The sequence below is a fragment of the Iodobacter fluviatilis genome (assembly GCF_900451195.1).
Classification (GTDB): Bacteria; Pseudomonadota; Gammaproteobacteria; order Burkholderiales; family Chitinibacteraceae; genus Iodobacter; species Iodobacter fluviatilis.
Genome location: NZ_UGHR01000001.1, coordinates 2,935,130 through 2,954,457, shown reverse-complemented (window position 1 = coordinate 2,954,457; position 19,328 = coordinate 2,935,130). Strand labels below are relative to the sequence as shown.

22 protein-coding genes are annotated in these 19,328 nt (G+C 48.6%); 13 read left to right on the top strand and 9 right to left on the bottom strand.

What is annotated here, in order from left to right:
* Positions 1 to 11: 11 nt before the first annotated feature.
* The 11 genes from DYD62_RS13605 to rpoS all read left to right on the top strand — a co-directional run bounded on the left by DYD62_RS13605 (position 12) and on the right by rpoS (position 10,727).
* Positions 12 to 263, top strand: coding sequence for a hypothetical protein (locus tag DYD62_RS13605; protein WP_115227835.1), 252 nt, complete (start codon positions 12 to 14; stop codon positions 261 to 263).
* Positions 264 to 350: 87 nt separating this feature from the next.
* Positions 351 to 1,106: an outer membrane lipoprotein-sorting protein gene (locus tag DYD62_RS13600; protein WP_115227834.1), complete on the top strand. Its 756-nt coding sequence runs from the start codon at positions 351 to 353 to the stop codon at positions 1,104 to 1,106.
* A gap of 3 nt (positions 1,107 to 1,109) precedes the next feature.
* Positions 1,110 to 2,288, top strand: coding sequence for a hypothetical protein (locus DYD62_RS13595; protein ID WP_115227833.1), 1,179 nt, complete (start codon positions 1,110 to 1,112; stop codon positions 2,286 to 2,288).
* Positions 2,289 to 2,427: 139 nt separating this feature from the next.
* Positions 2,428 to 3,468, top strand: a complete 1,041-nt coding sequence (locus tag DYD62_RS13590) for a sensor histidine kinase (protein WP_115227832.1) — start codon at positions 2,428 to 2,430, stop codon at positions 3,466 to 3,468.
* Positions 3,469 to 3,481: 13 nt separating this feature from the next.
* Entirely contained in the window at positions 3,482 to 4,210 is a 729-nt protein-coding gene (locus DYD62_RS13585) for a LytR/AlgR family response regulator transcription factor (RefSeq protein ID WP_115227831.1), read from the top strand.
* A 404-nt stretch (positions 4,211 to 4,614) separates the two neighbouring features.
* A complete protein-coding gene (locus DYD62_RS13580) occupies positions 4,615 to 6,231 on the top strand; it encodes a methyl-accepting chemotaxis protein (protein WP_115227830.1) in 1,617 nt (538 codons plus the stop codon).
* 69 nt (positions 6,232 to 6,300) lie between these two features.
* Entirely contained in the window at positions 6,301 to 7,179 is an 879-nt protein-coding gene (locus DYD62_RS13575; RefSeq protein ID WP_233702915.1) for a DMT family transporter, read from the top strand.
* A gap of 95 nt (positions 7,180 to 7,274) precedes the next feature.
* A complete protein-coding gene (gene surE, locus DYD62_RS13570; RefSeq protein ID WP_115227829.1) occupies positions 7,275 to 8,018 on the top strand; it encodes a 5'/3'-nucleotidase SurE in 744 nt (247 codons plus the stop codon).
* Positions 8,003 to 8,674 carry a protein-L-isoaspartate(D-aspartate) O-methyltransferase gene (locus tag DYD62_RS13565; protein ID WP_115227828.1) on the top strand — a complete coding sequence of 224 codons (672 nt, stop codon included), beginning with the start codon at positions 8,003 to 8,005 and terminating at the stop codon, positions 8,672 to 8,674. The genes surE and DYD62_RS13565 overlap by 16 nt, the downstream gene beginning before the upstream one ends.
* A gap of 83 nt (positions 8,675 to 8,757) precedes the next feature.
* Positions 8,758 to 9,765: a peptidoglycan DD-metalloendopeptidase family protein gene (locus tag DYD62_RS13560; protein WP_207916761.1), complete on the top strand. Its 1,008-nt coding sequence runs from the start codon at positions 8,758 to 8,760 to the stop codon at positions 9,763 to 9,765.
* A complete protein-coding gene (rpoS, locus tag DYD62_RS13555) occupies positions 9,762 to 10,727 on the top strand; it encodes an RNA polymerase sigma factor RpoS (RefSeq protein ID WP_115227827.1) in 966 nt (321 codons plus the stop codon). The genes DYD62_RS13560 and rpoS overlap by 4 nt, the downstream gene beginning before the upstream one ends.
* 82 nt (positions 10,728 to 10,809) lie before the next feature.
* On the opposite strand, the gene DYD62_RS13550 is transcribed toward rpoS, so the two are convergent.
* From DYD62_RS13550 to DYD62_RS13510, 9 genes are all read right to left on the bottom strand, one after another.
* Positions 10,810 to 11,229 (bottom strand): DUF3224 domain-containing protein, encoded by a 420-nt coding sequence (locus tag DYD62_RS13550; protein WP_115227826.1) that lies wholly within the window; start codon positions 11,227 to 11,229, stop codon positions 10,810 to 10,812.
* Between the two features lie 9 nt (positions 11,230 to 11,238).
* On the bottom strand, positions 11,239 to 11,664 hold the full coding sequence (locus DYD62_RS13545) for a GNAT family N-acetyltransferase (RefSeq protein ID WP_165928769.1): 426 nt from the start codon (positions 11,662 to 11,664) through the stop codon (positions 11,239 to 11,241).
* 27 nt (positions 11,665 to 11,691) lie between these two features.
* Positions 11,692 to 12,147 (bottom strand): GNAT family N-acetyltransferase, encoded by a 456-nt coding sequence (locus DYD62_RS13540; RefSeq protein WP_115227824.1) that lies wholly within the window; start codon positions 12,145 to 12,147, stop codon positions 11,692 to 11,694.
* A gap of 9 nt (positions 12,148 to 12,156) precedes the next feature.
* Positions 12,157 to 12,627 (bottom strand): GNAT family N-acetyltransferase, encoded by a 471-nt coding sequence (locus DYD62_RS13535; RefSeq protein ID WP_115227823.1) that lies wholly within the window; start codon positions 12,625 to 12,627, stop codon positions 12,157 to 12,159.
* A gap of 212 nt (positions 12,628 to 12,839) precedes the next feature.
* On the bottom strand, positions 12,840 to 13,661 hold the full coding sequence (gene dapD, locus DYD62_RS13530) for a 2,3,4,5-tetrahydropyridine-2,6-dicarboxylate N-succinyltransferase (RefSeq protein WP_115227822.1): 822 nt from the start codon (positions 13,659 to 13,661) through the stop codon (positions 12,840 to 12,842).
* 70 nt (positions 13,662 to 13,731) lie between these two features.
* The gene (gene dapC, locus DYD62_RS13525; protein WP_115227821.1) at positions 13,732 to 14,931 is read right to left on the bottom strand and encodes a succinyldiaminopimelate transaminase; all 1,200 of its coding nucleotides are present in this window, start codon (positions 14,929 to 14,931) and stop codon (positions 13,732 to 13,734) included.
* 214 nt (positions 14,932 to 15,145) lie between these two features.
* Positions 15,146 to 15,670, bottom strand: coding sequence for a peptide-methionine (S)-S-oxide reductase MsrA (msrA, locus tag DYD62_RS13520; protein ID WP_115227820.1), 525 nt, complete (start codon positions 15,668 to 15,670; stop codon positions 15,146 to 15,148).
* A 36-nt stretch (positions 15,671 to 15,706) separates the two neighbouring features.
* The gene (gene queF / locus DYD62_RS13515; protein ID WP_115227819.1) at positions 15,707 to 16,534 is read right to left on the bottom strand and encodes an NADPH-dependent 7-cyano-7-deazaguanine reductase QueF; all 828 of its coding nucleotides are present in this window, start codon (positions 16,532 to 16,534) and stop codon (positions 15,707 to 15,709) included.
* A 109-nt stretch (positions 16,535 to 16,643) separates the two neighbouring features.
* Entirely contained in the window at positions 16,644 to 17,231 is a 588-nt protein-coding gene (locus DYD62_RS13510; RefSeq protein ID WP_115227818.1) for a LexA family protein, read from the bottom strand.
* A gap of 191 nt (positions 17,232 to 17,422) precedes the next feature.
* On the opposite strand from DYD62_RS13510, the gene DYD62_RS13505 reads away from it, so the two are divergent.
* Both DYD62_RS13505 and DYD62_RS13500 read left to right on the top strand, forming a co-directional pair.
* On the top strand, positions 17,423 to 18,355 hold the full coding sequence (locus DYD62_RS13505; protein ID WP_207916759.1) for a tRNA-dihydrouridine synthase: 933 nt from the start codon (positions 17,423 to 17,425) through the stop codon (positions 18,353 to 18,355).
* Between the two features lie 15 nt (positions 18,356 to 18,370).
* Complete coding sequence (locus DYD62_RS13500; RefSeq protein WP_115227817.1) at positions 18,371 to 19,252, top strand: mechanosensitive ion channel family protein; 882 nt, start codon at positions 18,371 to 18,373, stop codon at positions 19,250 to 19,252.
* Positions 19,253 to 19,328 lie beyond the last annotated feature (76 nt).

The window sequence follows — 19,328 nt, the reverse complement described above, 5'->3', positions numbered from 1 at the left end:
CATGCACAGACATGGTCTCCATTATTTATTTACTTTTTATTTTTGCACTGGCGGCTTTGTTCATGGAAGCCACTGTTTTATGTCTGCCCAAAGGATCGGCCCGGCTTCGCTTTAAGAACAGAATTTGGATGATATGGATGGTGGCAATCGTCATTTCCACTTTTTTGCTCTGGAGTATTTGGAAAATTCCTCGTTTCGCTGTTGTGCTGTGGATGTGGATTATGGCTGTAGCTTATGCCGCAGTAAGCGGGCAACGGCGGTAAAGGATTTCTCCGCGTTAACAGGCGGACCTGTCGGTAAGTTTGATGTATTTGCTTTACTTTGGCGCTTAAGCCGTTTGGGAGAGGTGAATGAAACTACTGTTTGTGATGAGTCTTTTACTCAGCAGCGCCAGTTTTGCGGCGGTGGATGCACAGGCATTACTGGTGGCTAGCGATGCCATTCGTAATCCGGATAAATCGTTCGGGCTAAATTCAACGCTGATCGAATATCGCAAAGGCAAAGAGAGCGACAGAAATACGCTGGCGATATATTCCCGGCCTGATAATGGGCGTTTTCGTAATTTGATCCGCTTTGTGGCGCCGATTCGCGATGCGGGTAAATTGCTGCTCAAAGATGGCAATGATTTATGGTTTTATGATCCAGCCAGTAAGGCCAGCGTGCGGATCTCCCCTCAGCAGCGTTTGCTGGGGCAGGCCGCTAATGGGGATGTGTTAACCGTGAATCTAGCGCTGGACTACCGTGCGGTATTGTCGGGTGAAGAAGAAATTCAGGATGGCGAGCGTAAAAAGCGTGCGTGTTACAAGCTGACGCTTAAGGCTGTTTCTCCGGATGTAACCTACCACGGCATTGAGCTTTGGATCGACAGCAGCAGCAAACAGCCGGTTAAATCTTTGTTTTATACCGAAAGCGGTCGTTTGTTAAAAACAGCGTACTTCCGCCATTATCAAACCCTGCTCGGGGCGGAGCGCCCAAGTGAAACGGTGATTATCGATGGCCTTGATCCAACTTGGGTGACGGTGATTAAAAACAGCGATTACGCATGGCGTGATGTACCGGAAAGCTGGTTGCAGAGGGATTATCTGCCCCGCTTTAAGCCGGAGTAAGCGATGAAATGGCTTATCGCTTTGCTGTGCTCAGCAGCAATCGCCAGTGATCAGGATGCGCTCTTGCTGGCGGATCAAACCTCGACAGAGAAGGTGGCGAATAGTGATTGGTATTTATCTGTCGAGGGGGCATGGGGTAAAGCACGTTCAGATAAAGGCAGCGAAAATACCCAGCGCCGCTCACTGGATTTTCGTCTGGATACCGCGCTGACGGCAGATTGGCGCGTGGTGCTGGCAGACAGGCTGGATGGTTTTGGGCCTGGCTGGCAAGAGCCGGAAAGCAAGGTGAATACTTTAAAAGAAGCTTATTTGAGCTGGCAGCCCGCCGCCGATATGGTGTTTGATTTTGGCCGGATTAATACCCGCTATGGGGTAGGGCTGGGTTACAACCCGAGTGATTTTTTTAAAGAAGGAGCGGTCAGATCGGTGGTTTCGGTCGCCCCTGCCAGCTTGCGTGAAAATCGTCAGGGCAGCGTAATGCTGCGCGGGCAAAAGCTCTGGTCTGGTGGCGCGCTGACGGCTTTGTACTCTCCTAAATTGGCGAATGATCCGGATAGCGATGCATTTAGCCCAGACTGGGGGGGCAGTAATCCGCGCCACCGTTATTTGCTAGCACTGAGCCGTAATGATGAGATTACATCGCAATTTATATTATTTGGCGATACGGATGCCACAGTGCAACTGGGGCTTAATTTAACTGGCCTACTGAATGATGCAACCGTGCTGCATGCCGAAGTCAGTACGGCCAGCGAAGGGGGCAGGGTATATCGGCTTGCCAGTGGGCTGACATGGACGTCTGAATCCAAGCTTTCGTTAAGCTTTGAATATCAGTACGATGGCGGAGCCAAAAATGCCACAGACTGGGAGGCCTTGCAAAAAGGGCCTCTGCAGGATTACTGGCGCTATCGCACGGAGTCGCAGTCGCGCCAGACTTTGCTGACCCGGCAAGCCACGATGGTCAGTGCGCGCTGGCCCGATTTAATTCCCCAGCTGGAGCTGACGGCACTGTGGCGGCATGATTTAATCGATCGCAGTGATATGGCATGGGCTGAAGCGCGTTACCACTTTAAAACAGTCGATATTGCATGGGAATTTCAGCTAAATCGCGGGGATGCACTTTCTCAATATGGCGCTTTGCCAGAAAAACGCTCAAGCACTCTGTTATTAAAATATTTCTTTTGATTTATTTGTGCATAGCACCGTTGTTACTTAAGAAAAATTTGTCTGAATCATGCCGCTCAAACAGCGGCTTGGTTTTGTGTATTTTCCTTAAAATCCTGCTTGCCATGCCCTATTTTTAATCAGTTTAAATAAGAGCTATATGATTAATACTTCTGAGTTTCTAGCACGTTGGCGGCGCGATTTTCCTATTTTGTTGCTGGTTAATACCCTTATTGCTGTTTTATGCACTTTATCGAGTAAGCCTGAATATTTTTGGGATAATTTGCTGATTTCGCATTCGATCGGCTTTAGTATTTCTGTGCTTAATACGCTCGCTTTTTGTTCGGGCAGCGGCATGGGGGGGCAGCGTTTATGGCGTTTAATTTTGGTGCTGCCGCTAGGGCTCTTCTTTGGTTTTAAGCTGGCCTATTTTTTGGGTGCGCCGGATGTGATCAGCTATTTCTGGCTTAATCCGCAGTATCAATGGCGCTGGATAGCGCTGGCTTTTTTGGTGGCAGTCGCGGCCACAGGGTTCTTTTTTGTCCTTTATCGCTCACAAACTTACCGTGCACAGCTGGCGATTGAGCAACAACGCCTAGCCGAAGTGCAGCAATCAGAAATTGCCGCACAACTGGCCATGTTGCAGGCGCAAATAGAGCCGCATTTTTTATTTAATACGCTGGCCAATATGCGTAGCCTGATCAGCCGCGATGCACCACTGGCACAAACAATGCTTGATCACTTAAATGATTATTTGCGTGCCAGCTTGAGCCGCACGCGTAAAAAGCAGGTTACTTTGGCGGAAGAGCTGGATTTGGTGACTGCGCTTTTGGCGATTAGTAAAATTCGCCTTGGTGATCGCTTGCAATACCGGATCGATGTGCCAGCTGATTTGCAAGCCGCGCTGCTGCCGCCGCTGCTTTTGCAACCGCTGGTAGAAAACGCTTTAGAGCATGGCATTGAGCCCGCTATTGCCGGGGGTGAGCTGCATATTGTGGCGGATGTTGTTGAAAAACTGCTACGCTTACGGGTTTATGACAGTGGCTTGGGTTTGCAAAGTGCGGGGGAAGAGGGCGTGGGCCTGCCGAATGTGCGTAAGCGTTTAGAAAACCTGTATGGCAAAGAAGGCCGTCTAGCGCTTTATCCCAATGTGCCCTGTGGTGTGATTGCCGAATTAACACTGCCTTTGAATAAAATCTGAGGAAAGGAAAACCATGCCTACCGCTTTAATTGCCGATGATGAGCCTTTATTGGCCAGTAGTCTGGCTGAGCGCTTACAAGTCCTTTGGCCGGATTTAAATATTGTGGCTGTTGTTAAAAATGGGTTGGAAGCCGTGAATGAGCTGAATCGCCTTTCACCGGATTTTGCTTTTTTAGATATTCGCATGCCCGGCTTAAGTGGTCTGCAGGTGGCCAGCACCTTGCGCGATACCCGCGTGGTGTTTGTGACCGCTTTTGATGAGTATGCTATTTCGGCTTTTGATAATGCGGCCCTCGATTACTTATTAAAGCCAGTCAGCGATGATCGCTTATTGCAATGTGTGACGCGTTTGCAAAGAGAGCGTAAACCACAATTCGATTTTAACGCTTTGCTCAGCAGCATCCATAAAGAAGCAGCGCCTCTGACTTGGCTTACTGTGGGACTTGGCGATATCACTCGTTTAGTGGCGGTGGATGAGGTTTTGTTTTTTCAATCGGCAGATAAATACACAGAAGTTGTAACTGCTCATGAGCGGCATTTAATCCGCACCTCGCTTAAAGATTTATTACCACAATTACACCCTAAAAGCTTCGCTCAGGTACACCGCTCTTATATTGTGAATTTGCATGTGGTGGCACGCATCGAGCGGGATATTCTTGGGCGGCAGCGTATTGAGATTAAAAATACATCGCATACATTGCCACTAAGCCGTAGTTTTGCCGGGCAGTTCAGACAGATGTAGCCTCCGATAGTTTTGATAAAGGATATTCAAAATCCACATGCTGAATGGGGTTTAGTGTTTTGTTTTATATGGATTATTTTTGAAATGATTCATGGTGGTCGGATTGTTTTTGACTTATGTTTTTGCTTTATAGCCCGGAGATTGGGGCAGATTAAAGCTGGTCTGCTGATTTGCTAAAGTGGCAGATTATGTTTTTATTTGTATAAAAAATGATTTTTTCGCAACAGCGAATTCTTATGTACCCTGATGGGGCGTTCTGGCATAGAATCTGAGCTCTGAAAAAAATATTAAGTATGCTTTACCAAGGTGTGGGAATGTGCCGCATGCTTATGGGCAAAATCCTAATTTTTGGGTTTTGTCTGGTAAAGCAATCTTAAGTCCGATAGGCTGCCAGGGGCTCGATAATGAATATTTCACAACGCCTCACCGCGTTAATTGCTGTTGCACTACTTTCTTTATTGTCTGTGATGCTGCTGGGCGTATCACGCCTGAATGATCAAGCCTCCCGTTTAAAGTATATTTCTGAGCATTCAATGCAAAGCGCTTTATTGGCTAATCGGATTGCTAATGATCTAAATCAAAACCGTATTGTTTTGTTTGTGCATATTTTGTCGTCTAAAGACCAAGAAAAAGCAGAAATTATAAAATTTGTATCGGGTAATCGCGATACGCTGATGAAAAACATTAATGCATATAGCCAGTTAGTTGCAGGTCAGGAAGACGGCGATTTATATAAAAAGCTGCAGGCTGCATATAATGATTATGATCGTTTGTATATGGATGCAATTAAATTATCTGACGACCGGGATTTTACCGGTGCTTTTGAGTTAGCCAATGTCAGTGGCTTTGCCAAATTTATGGCTGTTATTCAGCCTGTTAATGGCCTAGTTAAATTTAATGATGATTATGCCAAGCGTCTTATTGTAGATGCGGATGAAGCAAACTCAAAATCAATTACTTTGTTTTGGGTGATTTCTGGCTTAGGTATTGTCCTTGTTTTATTTATTGGCATATTGATTTACCGTGCAATTAAAAAGCCAATGGCTGATAGTCTGACGGCTTTGTCGCATATTGAAAAAAACCTGGATTTCACCGGCCGTATTCCGGTAACGGGTAATGATGAAATCAGTCATTTAGTTAAAGCAGTCAATCATATTTTAAGCACTGTACAAAACAGCTTTATCAGTATTGAGCAGTCGATTACACAAATGGCAGGTTCTGCCGTACAGGTTTCGGCCAATACTCAGCAGCTTTCAAAAATTTCTGCTGTATCGAGCGAATCAGCCGCACATATGGCTGCAACAGTGGAAGAAGTTACGGTAAGTATTAATCATGTGGCAGAGCGCGCGCGGGATACCAAAGTGCATACCCAAGACTCTGGGCGCCTTGCCAGCGATGGCGAGCGCGTCATTAATGCGACGGTGACCGAGATCGATGCGATTGCCGGCACGGTACGTGAAGCTTCGGCGGAAATGAGTGATTTGCAGTCTAGGAGCAATCAGATCAGAACGGTGGTCAATGAGATTAAAGAAATCGCCGATCAGACTAATTTACTTGCGCTCAATGCTGCAATTGAAGCGGCCAGAGCGGGCGAGCTGGGGCGTGGTTTTGCGGTGGTGGCCGATGAAGTACGTAAGCTTGCCGAGCGCACCAGCCGATCTACCCAAGAAATTGCCAATACAGTGAGTGCTATTCAGGAAGGATCAGACCGGGCGGTAGCGCGGATGCGGCAGGTGGTATTGCAGGTGGAAGAAGGTGTGGCGCATGCGCGTGATGCGGGCTCGGCTATTGCCAATATTCGTGTGGCTTCAGGTTTAGTGGTGAATTATGTGGTGGATATTTCTGAGGCTCTGGTCGAGCAAAGCAGTGCCAGCACTGCTATGGCGCAGCAGGTGGAAAAAATCGCCCATATGTCAGAGCAGACCAATGATGCTGCGGTGCATTCTGCAGCGTCGGCAGACCAGCTGCAGCAGCTGATAGAAACGGTAAAGAAGACCATTTCGGGTTACCGATTGCGTTAACTGATGCGGTATTGCATGAAATAGGCCCCGTTCTAACGGGGCTTATTGCTATTTGATTTAGGAGTGAAAATGTTAGAGCGGCTTAAGCAATCGAGTTCTTTTTGGATGATTCTGGCTTGTTTTTGTTTTGCAATTATGGGGGTGTTTGTTAAATTAGGCAGTCAGCAATTTTCAGTGGCTGAATTGGTCTTTTATCGCTGCATAGCAGGGCTGGCAGGTATTTTTGTGGTGGTTTTATTGCAGGGTAAAACACTGAAAGTTAATTTGCCCATGTTTAAACTCCATATGTCACGTTGTGTGGCGGGCTTTATTGCTTTGTTATTATATTTTTATGCGATTGTTCATCTGGCATTACCTACGGCCGTTACGCTTAGTTATACCTCGCCGCTGTTTTTAACGCTGATTACTATTTTTTATTTAAAGAATAAACTTCAGCCACGCCAGACTCTGGCTATTCTGATTGGCTTTGTGGGGGTGGTTATTTTATTAAAACCCACTTTTGAAAGCGCGCAGTGGCTGGCGGGTTTAATGGGCCTCGGCTCTGGGCTTTTATCGGGTGTGGCCTATTTTAATGTCAATAAATTAGGTCAGGCTGGCGAGCCCGAATGGCGTACTGTTTTTTATTTTTCCCTTGTTTCAACAACAGGGGCTGCCATCTTAATGAGCCTGCAGGATGCGCCATTAACCTTTTTGAATCTTAATAATATTTGGATTGTTGCTGGCTTGGGTGTTTCGGCAACGATTGCGCAATTGGGAATGACGCGTGCATACAGCAGGGGTAAAACATTGACGGTTGCAAGCCTTGCTTATTTAACCGTGCTCTTTGCTACTGTATTTGCCGCTCTGCTTTGGGATGAGCAGCTAAGCTGGGCTAGTTATATTGCCATGGCTCTGATTGCGGCTTGTGGCATATTATCAAGTGCTTTTAAAAAAAGTGTTAGGCTCTGATGCATTTGCATCTTTGCTCATGTTTTTGCGTTTTCTTGTGAATGATTAATGGCCGGTGGCGTCTGTGATGATGTGCTGAGTTTGAGGAGAAATTGATGCGATTTTTATTGTCAAATGATGATGGTTATTTTGCCCCGGGTATTTTGGCTCTAGCAGAAGCATTACGTGAAGAAGGTGAGGTCACTGTCTGTGCGCCGGAGCGGGATCGCAGCGGGGCGAGCAATTCACTGACGCTGGATCGCCCTTTAAGTGTGCGTAAAGCACCCAGTGGCTTTATGTATGTCAATGGTACGCCAACCGATTGCGTGCACCTTGCTGCAACAGGTTTGATGGATTCCTTGCCGGATATGGTTGTTTCGGGCATTAATCATGGTGCCAATATGGGCGATGATACGATTTATTCGGGTACGGTGGCTGCCGCTACGGAGGGGCATTTGTTTGGTGTTCCCGCGATGGCTGTTTCACTGGCTTCACGCAACCCGCGGCATTTTGACAGCGCCGCACAGGTAGCTAGAGATTTGGTGCGACGGTTTATCCGCCAGCCTTTTGCCTCGCCCGTATTGCTTAATGTAAACGTACCGGATTTACCTTATGCAGAGATAAAAGGGGTGTTAATGACGCGTTTGGGGCGTCGACATAAATCTTCCGGCGTGATTCAATCCAAAAATCCGCGCGGTGAAACCATCTGGTGGGTAGGGCCGGTAGGGGAAGTTTCTCATGCCGGTGAAGGAACTGATTTTCATGCCGTAGCAAATGGCTATGTATCAGTGACGCCCCTGTCGGTTGACTTAACCGCTAAATCTCAACTTGATCTTGTCTCAACATGGCTATCCGATTAAATATTGCCGCCCTAGGCGGTACAGGCATGACATCCGCTAGAACGCGGGCGAGGCTGGTAGAGCGCTTAAAGACGCAGGGCATCACCCATGCCGGTGTTCTGGCCGCGATGGCCGAGGTGCCCCGCCATGGTTTTATGGATGAAGCGCTGGCGCATAAGGCCTATGACGATGTGTCTTTGCCTATTGGTTTTGGGCAGACTATTTCTCAGCCGTATATCGTTGCAAGAATGACCGAGCTGGCGATGGGGGCTGCCCGGCATGAAAAAGTGCTGGAAATTGGTACTGGCTGTGGTTATCAGACCACAGTATTAGCGTTGTTATTTAAAACGGTTTATTCGGTCGAAAGGATTGGTGGCTTATATAAAGCCACGCGGGATCGCCTGAGTGTGCTGGGCGTGCATAATGCACGCTTACGCCATGCTGATGGCAGTAAGGGGCTTGCGGAAGCGGCGCCATACGATGTCATTATTATTACGGCGGCTGCGCCTATTTTGCCGGAAGATATGCTCCCTCAGCTGCAGGTAGGCGGGCGACTGATTTATCCTGTGGGTGAAACAGATCAGGAATTACGTCAGATAGAGCGTACTGCCGAGGGTTTTATTGAAACCCGGCTTGAAAAAGTTAATTTTGTGCCGCTGTTACCGGGTGTTGTGTAAGTTATTTTGTAATGTGATTGCGGGCTGGATAGTGCTAGGTGTGTGATTGCGTTATTTATATTGAAAAGTAAGGAGATTAACCCGTGAATTGGCAACGCTTGTGTGCCCCTCTGGCCTTGATGCTTGGTGCTTGCGCCAGTCAGCCAACACCACCAGCACCGATTGTAGATCGCAGTGCTCAGATCGTTGTTCCTTCAGCGCCTCGCGTTAATACACCTGCCGTGCCTGTTGCGAGCGTAGATCCTCGCCCGGCAACTTACATTGTAAAGAAAGGCGATACGCTGTACCGAGTTGCATTGGATCATGGTCTTGCTTATCGAGATTTGGCAGCATGGAATAATTTGGGTGATGTAAATGGAATTAAGGTGGATCAAACCTTACGGCTCACGCCGCCTGATGGCGCGGTTGAAATTCGCCCTTTAAAAACAGATGAAGTGCAAAAAACAGACACTAAATCTGAACTGAAACAAGAAACGAAAAACTATCCCAAAGCTGTAAAAGTGCCCTATGGAGCACAGTCTGCCAGTGCCGTAGCGGCCCTTGCTGAAGGCCCGATTGTTGTGTCTAAATCACAATCTGACAGCGCAAAACTACCGTCTGTCACCGCTTCTGGCGGATCGGTGGCAAAAACAGCCTCTGAGGTGCGTGCAGCTTCTGCAGTGAAAATAGCCGAAAAACCAAGTAATAATGCCTCTTCTGCCCCAATGAACAGCGATGAAAAGCCAGGCGATTGGGCTTGGCCAACAGCAGGCAAAACCGTGAAGGCTTTCTCTGAAGAAAATCGCGGTATTGATATCTCAGGGAAAATAGGCCAGTCTGTAATTGCATCAGCTAATGGTAAGGTTGTTTACGCAGGCTCCGGCTTACGTGGCTATGGAAAGATGATTATCCTTAAGCATAATCAAGAATTTCTGACGGCATATGCAAATAACAGTAAACTGTTTGTCAAGGAGGGCGGTGAAGTTAGGAAGGGGGAGAAAATTGCTGAGATGGGCAATAGCGATAGTGATCAGGTCAAACTGCACTTTGAAATGCGCAGATTTGGGAAGCCGGTAGACCCTGCAAAATACATCCAAGCGGAAAAAAAATGAACGATCAGCTTGATATTCTGGAAGAGGAATTACTCGAGGAGGCCGACGATCTCGAGAAGGCCGAGCAGGAAGATGGTTCGGAGATTGAGGCCGAGCCTGCTGCGGATGAAGCGGAAGCCCACGTTCATGAAAGCACGGGCGACGTGACGCAGATTTACCTGAATGAAATCGGCCAGAGTAAATTACTGACCCCTGATGAAGAGCGGGCCCTGTCACGTAAAGTGGTGCAGGGTGATTTTCAGGCTCGGCAAAAAATGATTGAGCATAATTTGCGCTTGGTCGTGAATATCGCCAAGCATTATATTAATCGTGGTATGACCTTGCTTGATTTAATTGAAGAAGGAAATATCGGATTAATGCATGCATTAGAAAAATTTGACCCCGAACGGGGTTTTCGTTTTTCTACTTATGCCACTTGGTGGATTCGGCAAAGTGTAGAGCGCGCAATTATGAACCAGTCGCGCACTATTCGATTGCCCGTGCATGTGATTAAAGAATTAAATGTGTATTTACGTGCTCAGCGCCATTTGGAAGCACAATTAGGGCACGAACCGGTGATTGAAGATATTGCCCATTTGGTGGGCAAATCGGTGGAAGATGTACGCCGGGTAATGAGCTTAAATGAAAGAGTCGCATCACTTGATGCGCCGCTGGATATTGATCCCATGTTGACCATTGGAGAATCAATTCCGGATGACCAGCACGATGGACCTGAAGCCATTTTGCAAAATGCTGAAGTAGAGCGTTATGTGCGTGAATGGCTGAAACAACTTAATGAGAAACAACGCATTGTGATTGAGCGCCGTTATGGCCTCAACGGCTATGAAGTCTGTACCCTCGAAGACTTAGCCGCCAATTTGAATTTAACCCGCGAGCGCGTGCGCCAGATTCAAATTGAAGCACTGGAACAATTACGTCGTATCTTACGTCGCTATGGCGTAACGAGTGATGTCTTGCTCTGATCGAGCCCTTGCTCTGCAAATAAAAAAACCAGTGCGATCCACTGGTTTTTTGCTTTTTAAAATGCAGGTACAGGGCAAGGATTTATTTTTCCATCGGAACGCTTGAGAGTTGCAAGGTGTAAATTCCGCCATGCTCCCCTGCTTTGGCCTGAATTTTTCCATTTCCTGTTAGGCCGGAAAAGTCAGCTGTGCCGCTACCGGCTTCAATGCTTAATGTGCCACTGACGCCCTCTGTGCTGGAAAACACACCATCGTGCCTGAGTACAAAGCTGCCTTCATAGCCTGCAATTTTGCCCATAATACGCTCATACCCCATAAAAGCCACATCGCGGTCGTTGGTGTAAGACAGTAAATATTCGAGTACGCCCTCGCCAGTTAGCTCGCCGCTCAGGGTGTTGCTGATGCTGGCACGGCTGAGTTTGCCTGCGTCAGCATGCTCGTGAAAGGCCACTTCGGACCAGTTGCTGGCAGTAAATTGAATGCTTATCTTACTTGGAATCATTGTATTTCCTTAAAGGGTTGAATCAAGCATCTGTATTTCAAAAGCATAACTGGCCCTTTTCTTACTAAAGCCAATGGCCTCGTAAAAAAGGTGAGCGTTTTCTCTGTGTAGGCCAGATCGTAAGCGTACGCGTTCATAGCCATGTGATTGGGCCCATTTTTTTGCATCAGCAACTAAAGCCTTGCCTATTCCGCTGCGCTGTAAGGCGGTTTGGACGACCAGCGCACTAATCTCTGCATAGCCATCACTCGCAATTAAGCGCACACCCTGGATATGGCAAAGTCCTGCCAGTTGCTTATTGTGAAATGCTAGGAAAACAACGTGATCTGGCTGAGCAGAGAGCGCTGCAAAGCGCCTTTCCACCTCGCAAGGGCTGCCAGTGTAATCCAGCGCAGGCAGCAGGGCAGAGACGGCTGCTGCATCATGAATGATCATTGGGCGTATGTTTATCTGAGGCATGATTTAGCTGGAGGATGGGTTGAGTACATAGAGCACATCCGGGCAGCCTTCTTCATTGCCTGAGCCATCGTTAAATTCCTGGGCAATAAAGCCATATCGCTCATAAAAACGACGGGCACCGGTATTCGCCTGAAAGGTATAGAGATACACAGGGCGGGGCATGTGGGCTAAAGCATATTCAAGCAAGGCAGAGCCTATGCCTGATCCGGTGTGCCGGGGGTGGATATAGAGATGATTAATCCATTGCCTGCCTTCATCGCTTGCCATAGCAATAAAGCCAAGCAACTCTCCATCTTTTGATGCGGCAATAATACGGTTGGTTTTAATTAGTACGTCAGCCGCCCAGCTGTAAATGGCTTTGTCGCTATGCGCTAATGGTGCGTAAGGAAGGTGTGCTTTGCGCGAAGCTAAATAGAGGCTGGCTATTGAATGACTATCTGAACTCTCCGCTAATTGCATGGTTTTTTCCTATAGCTTTTTAAGCATATTCATTCCAGTTACCTCGTAACCCAGCTGGCGATATAAAGCTTGTGCGCCGGTGTTGTGGCCAAATACATGCAGTCCAATGCTGGACAGGCCAAGATCGCTCACCAGTGTTTCAATGGCTTTAAAAGCCTGTGTTGCATACCCCTGACGTTGATAGGGGGCTTTGATTTCTAAATCATAAACAAAAGCAAGGCGTACGCCCTTGTCTGAAACTACGGCAAACCAGATAAAACCAACGGTGCTTTGATTATCTTTACCAATGATTTCAAATAAGTATTGATCGGGCGTGTCAACGCCCTGTGGCAGTAGTTTGTGAAATTCAATACGTGATTGTTCAATCGCGTTTTCTTCACGCCAGCGGCCAGACTGAATATTTTCTTTGGCATAGCTAAGAATAGAATGCTCAAGATAAGATTCGTAAACCGCAGTACGCATTGGCAATAGTGTAGTCATGAGCGGGTTGCCTGATATGGGCTGAAATAGTTGATCAGCATATCGAACTTCATGACTTTTTTGGTGATTTATTTCTATATGATTGTATTTATTTTATTGAATAAATGGGTGGGGCAGGTCGGGGTGTTGTTTGAATATTTGCATCGATTAAATTAAATAAAAGCCCGGGTAAATTATTTTACACCGGGCTTTTATTTTGTTAATTACTCAGATTAAATGCCGCGCAGCAAATCATTAATGCTGGTTTTTGCACGGGTTTTTGCGTCTACTTTTTTAACAATCACAGCGCAGTACAAGCTGTATTTGCCGTCCGCTGATGGTAAATTGCCAGAAACCACCACAGAGCCAGCCGGAATGCGGCCGTAAGTGACTTCGCCAGTTTCACGGTCGTAAATCTTGGTGCTTTGGCCGATATAAACGCCCATTGAAATCACCGAGCCTTCTTCAACAATCACGCCTTCAACCACTTCGGAGCGCGCGCCGATAAAGCAGTTGTCTTCGATGATGGTTGGGTTGGCTTGCAGTGGCTCAAGTACGCCACCGATGCCGACGCCGCCGGATAAATGCACGTTTTTACCGATTTGCGCGCAGCTGCCTACGGTAGCCCAAGTGTCAACCATGGTGCCTTCGTCTACATAGGCGCCGATATTTACGTATGAAGGCATCAATACCACGTTTTTACCGATAAAGGAGCCACGACGCGCCATGGCATTAGGCACCACACGGAAACCGCCTTCGCGGAAGTCGTTTTCGCTGTAATCGGCAAATTTTGACGGTACTTTGTCAAAATATTGAGTGCAACCGCCATCCATTGGCACGTTGTCGTTAATGCGGAAAGACAGCAGTACGGCTTTTTTAAGCCACTGATGGGTGTGCCACTGGCCATCAATTTTTTCTGCAACGCGATATTCGCCCTTGTCCAGACCCAAAATCACGCTATTAATCGTATCACGCAGCTCGGATGGCACATTGGCAGGTGTGATCTCTGCGCGGTTTTCAAAAGCAGTTTCGATGATTTGCTGAAGTTGGCTCATGGTGCTTCCTCGGTTAGGTCAATAGGGCGGGTGAACCCCGCCAAAGTGGTCGTGCGGTATTCGATATGGCTTAAAAGTGAGTATGGCGCTGGCAAAAGCGTACGATACGCTCAGCCGCCGTAATACAATCATTGAGCGGTGCCACTAAGGCAATGCGGATATAAGCAACGCCTGGGTTGATGCCGTGGGCGCTGCGCGCCAGATAGCTGCCGGGTAACACAGTAACGTGCTCTTCTTCAAATAGCTTCCGGGCAAAAACGGTATCGTCCCCTTGAATTTTTGCCCACAGATAAAAAGCGGCATCGGGCATGTTTACGCTTAAAACGCTTTGCAGCAAGGGGGTCACGGCAGCAAATTTTTGGCTATAGAGTGAGCGGTTTTCTCGTACATGCGCTTCATCATTCCACGCTGCCGCGCTTGCGGCCTGCACCATAGGGCTCATCGCACAGCCATGGTAGGTACGGTAGAGCAGAAATTGCGCTAAAAGTTTCGCATCACCCGCCACAAAGCCAGAGCGTAAGCCGGGCACATTCGAGCGTTTTGACAAGGACGAGAAAATCACCAGATTATGGTAATCACGCCCTAGCTTAGCCGCGGCTTCGAGGGCGCCTAGTGGTTTATCTTCGCCAAAATAGATTTCTGAATAACATTCATCAGATGCAATCACAAAGCCGTATTGATCAGACAGGGCAAACAGCTTTTGCCAGTCGGCCAGCGAGGCGACTGCGCCAGTCGGGTTGCCCGGCGAGCAGGCAAAAACCAGTTGGGTGCGTTGCCAGACGCTATCTGGTACGGCGTCCCAATCGGGCTGAAAGCGGTTTTCTGCCATGCAGTTTACAAAATAGGGCTCGGCTCCCGCCAAGAGGGCCGCGCCTTCATAAATTTGGTAAAAGGGATTGGGCGATAGGACTACGGGTGGCTGCCCAAGACGGGTGTCGATGATGGTCTGGGCAAAAGCAAACAATGCTTCGCGGCTGCCATTCACGGGAATGATTTCGGTCGCCGGATTGGGCGCTGCAATACCGTAGCGATTGCTCAGCCAAGTACTGATGCTTTGCCTCAGTTCATCTGAGCCCAGTGTGGCCGGATAGGCAGACAGGCCATCAAAGTGTGCGATCAGTGCATCGGTGACCAGCTTGGGCGTGGCGTGTTTGGGCTCGCCAATAGATAAATTGATATGTGTTAATGCTGGATTAGGGCTAAGACCCGCAAAAAGCTGCTTAAGTTTTTGAAACGGATAGGGCTGAAGCAAGGAGAGTTGCGGCGTCATGGCGTTCCGAAAGCACTGGGGAAAACCCCGATTATAGCGGCAGAGCGCCGTCAGGTCTTGTGGTGAGTGATGGTAAGGGGAAACCTAAATATTTAAGCGCGCAGATTTGGAGAGCACGGCGCTGCACGGAGAAAAGCCGGGTCAGTAAGGCTTGCTCCATGAGCCTCCGTGCTATCCGGGGACTTAGTCTTTTGTGTTTGTTTTTTACTTACACTTACTTGAGTAAGTCGCCGTATTCCTGCATTAGCTTGCGTACTTTTCCTGCCACCACAGCCGAGCAGTAAGGCTGCTCAGGGTTTTGATCGAAGTAATCCTGATGGTAGGTTTCAGCAGGCCAGAATGTGACGGCAGGTGTGACGGTTGTGACGATAGGATCGGCGTACTGATCCGCCAATGCTTTGATCATTGCTTTTGCGGCAGTCTCTTGCGCTTCGTTATGGAAAAACAGGCTGGAGCGGTATTGAGTGCCAACATCCTCGCCCTGGCGATTCAGTGTGGTGGGGTTGTGTAGGGCGAAAAATAATTTAAGTATGGTGCTGTAGCTGATGATGGCTGGATCAAAAGTCAGCTGAATCACTTCGGCATGGCCGGTATCGCCCGTACATACTGCTTTGTAAGTAGGCGCTTCAATACGGCCACCCATATAGCCACAATCCACTTGAGATACGCCACGCAGGCGGGCAAAAGTGGCGTCGAGACACCAAAAGCAGCCGCCGGCTAGGGTTGCGATTTCGCTCATAATTTGTATACCTGTTTAATGGTTCGGGTTAATGGCTTATTGCCTCGCACCGCGCAGATTGCTGGGGAGCGGGCCGCTAAAATTACAGCGGTAGGGGTTGATATCCAGACCGCCGCGGCGGGTGTAGCGGGCATAAACCGAGAGCTTCATGGGCGCGCAATCACGCATGATATCGACAAAAATGCGTTCTACGCATTGCTCATGAAATTCATTGTGATTACGAAATGAGATTAAATAGCGCAGCAGTGATTCACGATTAATCGGTTTGCCGGTATAGCTGATTTGGATGCTGGCCCAATCAGGCTGGCCGGTTACAAGGCAATTTGATTTGAGCAAATTGGATGTTAAAGACTCGGTAATGGTGGTGTCGCCGCCGTCACACTTTAACAGGCCCACTTGCGGGGCATACTGATCGACTTCGATATCTAGATTATCAATGCAATAACCATCTAGCTCTGCAAGGCGCTGCTGATGAAATTGCTCAGGGCCAATCAGTTGTACGCCAATGTTTGCACCTGCGGCTGCGGATAGGTCGGCTTGCAGCAGGTTTTGTAAGGCTTCGCGTGTTTCAAGTTTGGTCTGATTAAAGCTATTCAGGTAAAGCTTAAATGATTTTGATTCGATGATATTGGGGCTGCTTGCTGGGATATTAAATATTGCAATCGCCACCTGTGGCTTGCCCCGGCTATTGAGCCAGGACAGCTCGTAGCCGTTCCAGATATCCATGCCCATAAAGGGCAGCGTTTCACCCACGCCAATTTCCTCGCGCTTGCCCGTGCGTGAAATGGGGAAGAGCAGGCTGGGCTCGTATTCGGTGATATAACTAACTGTTTTTCCCAGAGGGGAGTGTTCAACGTCGCTCACGAGCGCTCCTTAATGTGGATTGGATCTGATAGATGCAATTTAGCCGCGTCTTCTGATCGATTTACGCCGTATTTTATCTTTAACACTGGGCTCTGGGGTGAAATAAGCCTTATTTATACTTTCTGATGAGTCCTACCATTACACCAAAAATTTCTAAGCCTTCCTTGGGACGGATAGGCTCATAGGCGGGGTTGTGTGGCATCAGCACATAGCCTTGTTTGTCGCGGCTCAGTGTTTTGAGTGTGTATTCGCCATCTACGATGGCCACGACGACATCACCTAAATTAGCACCATGGCGTTTTTCTACCACGGCGATATCGCCATCGTGAATGCCGGCGTCAATCATGGAATCCCCTTTGACCCTTACCATGACCGATGCAGAGGGGCGCTCGATCAGGTAATCATCGATACTGATGGCTTCACTCATGGCGTCGTTTGCGGCAGCAGGCAGGCCTGCAGGTACGGGAAAATCGGCCAGCTCGCGTTCAAAAAAGCGTTTGGTGGGGGCGAGGCGTTTGTCGGGGGTGGTATCCACATAGCCCGCAAGCATGAGCCGTTTAACAAGGGCGGATACGGCGGATTTGGAAGCCAGCCCGAGTAAATCACCGATCACCGAATAAGACGGCAGATTACGGTAATCAGCGTAATAGTCTTGCAGCTTGCCAAGATATTCGGCGTCGCGATTGGGGTGTGCCATGGGTTTTGACCTGTGCAGAACAAACGTTCTACTCTAGCGTAGTGAACGTTCGTTCTGCTGTCAAGCCTGAATGACCCGCCTGTTGTATCTGTATGCGATTGATCTTTTGTGTCTGCCCGGACTTTTACCGCACGCCCGGGCGCGGGCTGTTTTACAATAAGCGCCTTTCTGCATTGCTTTGGCTGTATATCTTGAAGATTTTACTTGCCCCTATGGAGGGGCTGCTTGATTTTGTGCTGCGTGATGTGCTGACGCGAGTGGGTGGCATTGATATGTGCGTCACCGAGTTTATTCGTGTGAGCGGCTCTTTATTGCCCAATAAAACATTCCTACGGATTGCGCCAGAGCTGCTTAATGGCAGTAAAACCGTAGCGGGTGTGCCAGTGAGCGTGCAACTATTGGGCTCAGATCCTGTGTGTATGGCTGAAAACGCGGCACGTCTGGCTGAGCTGGGCCCGTATGAAATTGATTTAAATTTTGGCTGCCCTGCAAAAAGTGTGAATCGCCATCGTGGCGGTGCGGTGTTACTGCAAGAGCCAGAATTAATTTATGAGATTGTGGGGGCTGTGCGCCGTGCTGTGCCTGCGCATATTCCGGTGACGGCCAAAATGCGGCTTGGTTATAACGATCACAGCCAGACGATTGAATGCGCTCAGGCGATGGCCAGCGCGGGCGCTGCGCGCGTGGTAGTGCATGCACGTACTAAGCTGGATGGCTATAAGCCGCCTGCTTACTGGGAGCTCATTCCTGCTGTACGTGAGGCTTTGGCGGTTCCGGTGGTGGCCAATGGCGAAATATGGACGGTGGAAGAGTTTCATCGCTGTGCGGCCGTGTCAGGCTGTGATCAGATTATGCTGGGGCGGGGGATTGTTTCTAATCCGGGGCTGGCGCTCATGGCTAAAAATGACCAGCCACAATTGCCGTGGGCAGATTTGCAGCCCTTATTTATTTGTTTCTGGCAGCTGATTCAGGCGCAGCACATTATGCCTAAGCACCGCGCCGGTCGGATGAAGCAGTGGCTGACTTATTTACGCCGTACTTATCCGGAGGCTGAGGCGTTGTTTGCACAGGTTCGTACTTTAACCGAGCCGGATGATGTGGCTGCTGTACTGTTGGGTAAGTAGGGACAAAGGAGAAATATGCAAGGGTATTACGAAAGATTGGCGGCGGCTTTGCTGCCGATGCTGGCAGACAGGGCATTGATTCGTGATGCGATTATTTCTGCGGTTTTCATTATTTCTTTGATGATTTGCCGCTCCCTGATTCGCAGTGCGATTTTGCGGCGGCATGATTTAGGGCCGGAGGTTCGCCGCCGTTGGGTGGTTTATTTACGTAATTGCTCTTTAGGTGTCTTTGCGCTTGGGATGATTTTTATCTGGGGGCACGAGATTCAGACCTTCGCCGTCTCGCTGGTGGCGATTGCGGCAGCGATTGTGCTGGCCACCAAAGAAATGATTCTTTGTATGCTGGGGTCTATTTTTCGCAGCAGCAGCAATGCATTTGCTGTGGGGGACAGGGTTGAAATAGGCGGAATACGCGGCCAGGTGATTGATATGAATCTGGTTTCTACCACCTTAATGGAATCGAGCCATGCCTCTCACCGCCAGGGAACTGTCGGCCGTGGTGTAACCGTACCCAATTCATTACTGCTGAGTCAGCCGGTTTTTAATGAAAGTATGTTGGGCGATTATGTATTGCAGACTATTCATGTTGCCATTTTACGCAACGATGATTGGGAGAGAGCAGAGCGGGTGCTGATGGAGGCGGGGGATGCGATTGCTGCGGAATATGCGCAAGATTTATCCCGCCATGCGCGTGAGCTGGAGCGCCGGTATGCACTGGAATCGCCGATGATGGAGCCAAGGGTCAGAATTTTTCTCGATCACTATGAGGAAATTGGCCTGCAGCTGCAAATTGCGGTACCGCTAGGGCATCGAGCCAGAATTGAGCAGCGCGTATTAAGATTGTTTTTACAGGGAATGAGTGCCAATAAGCCATTTACAAAGAGCGATGTGAAGTGACCGTGGTGTTATTGTCTTTTCTGAGGGCTTTATCAGTGGGCTGTGTTGCCAAGAGCAGGTTTTAATGGGATGAGGG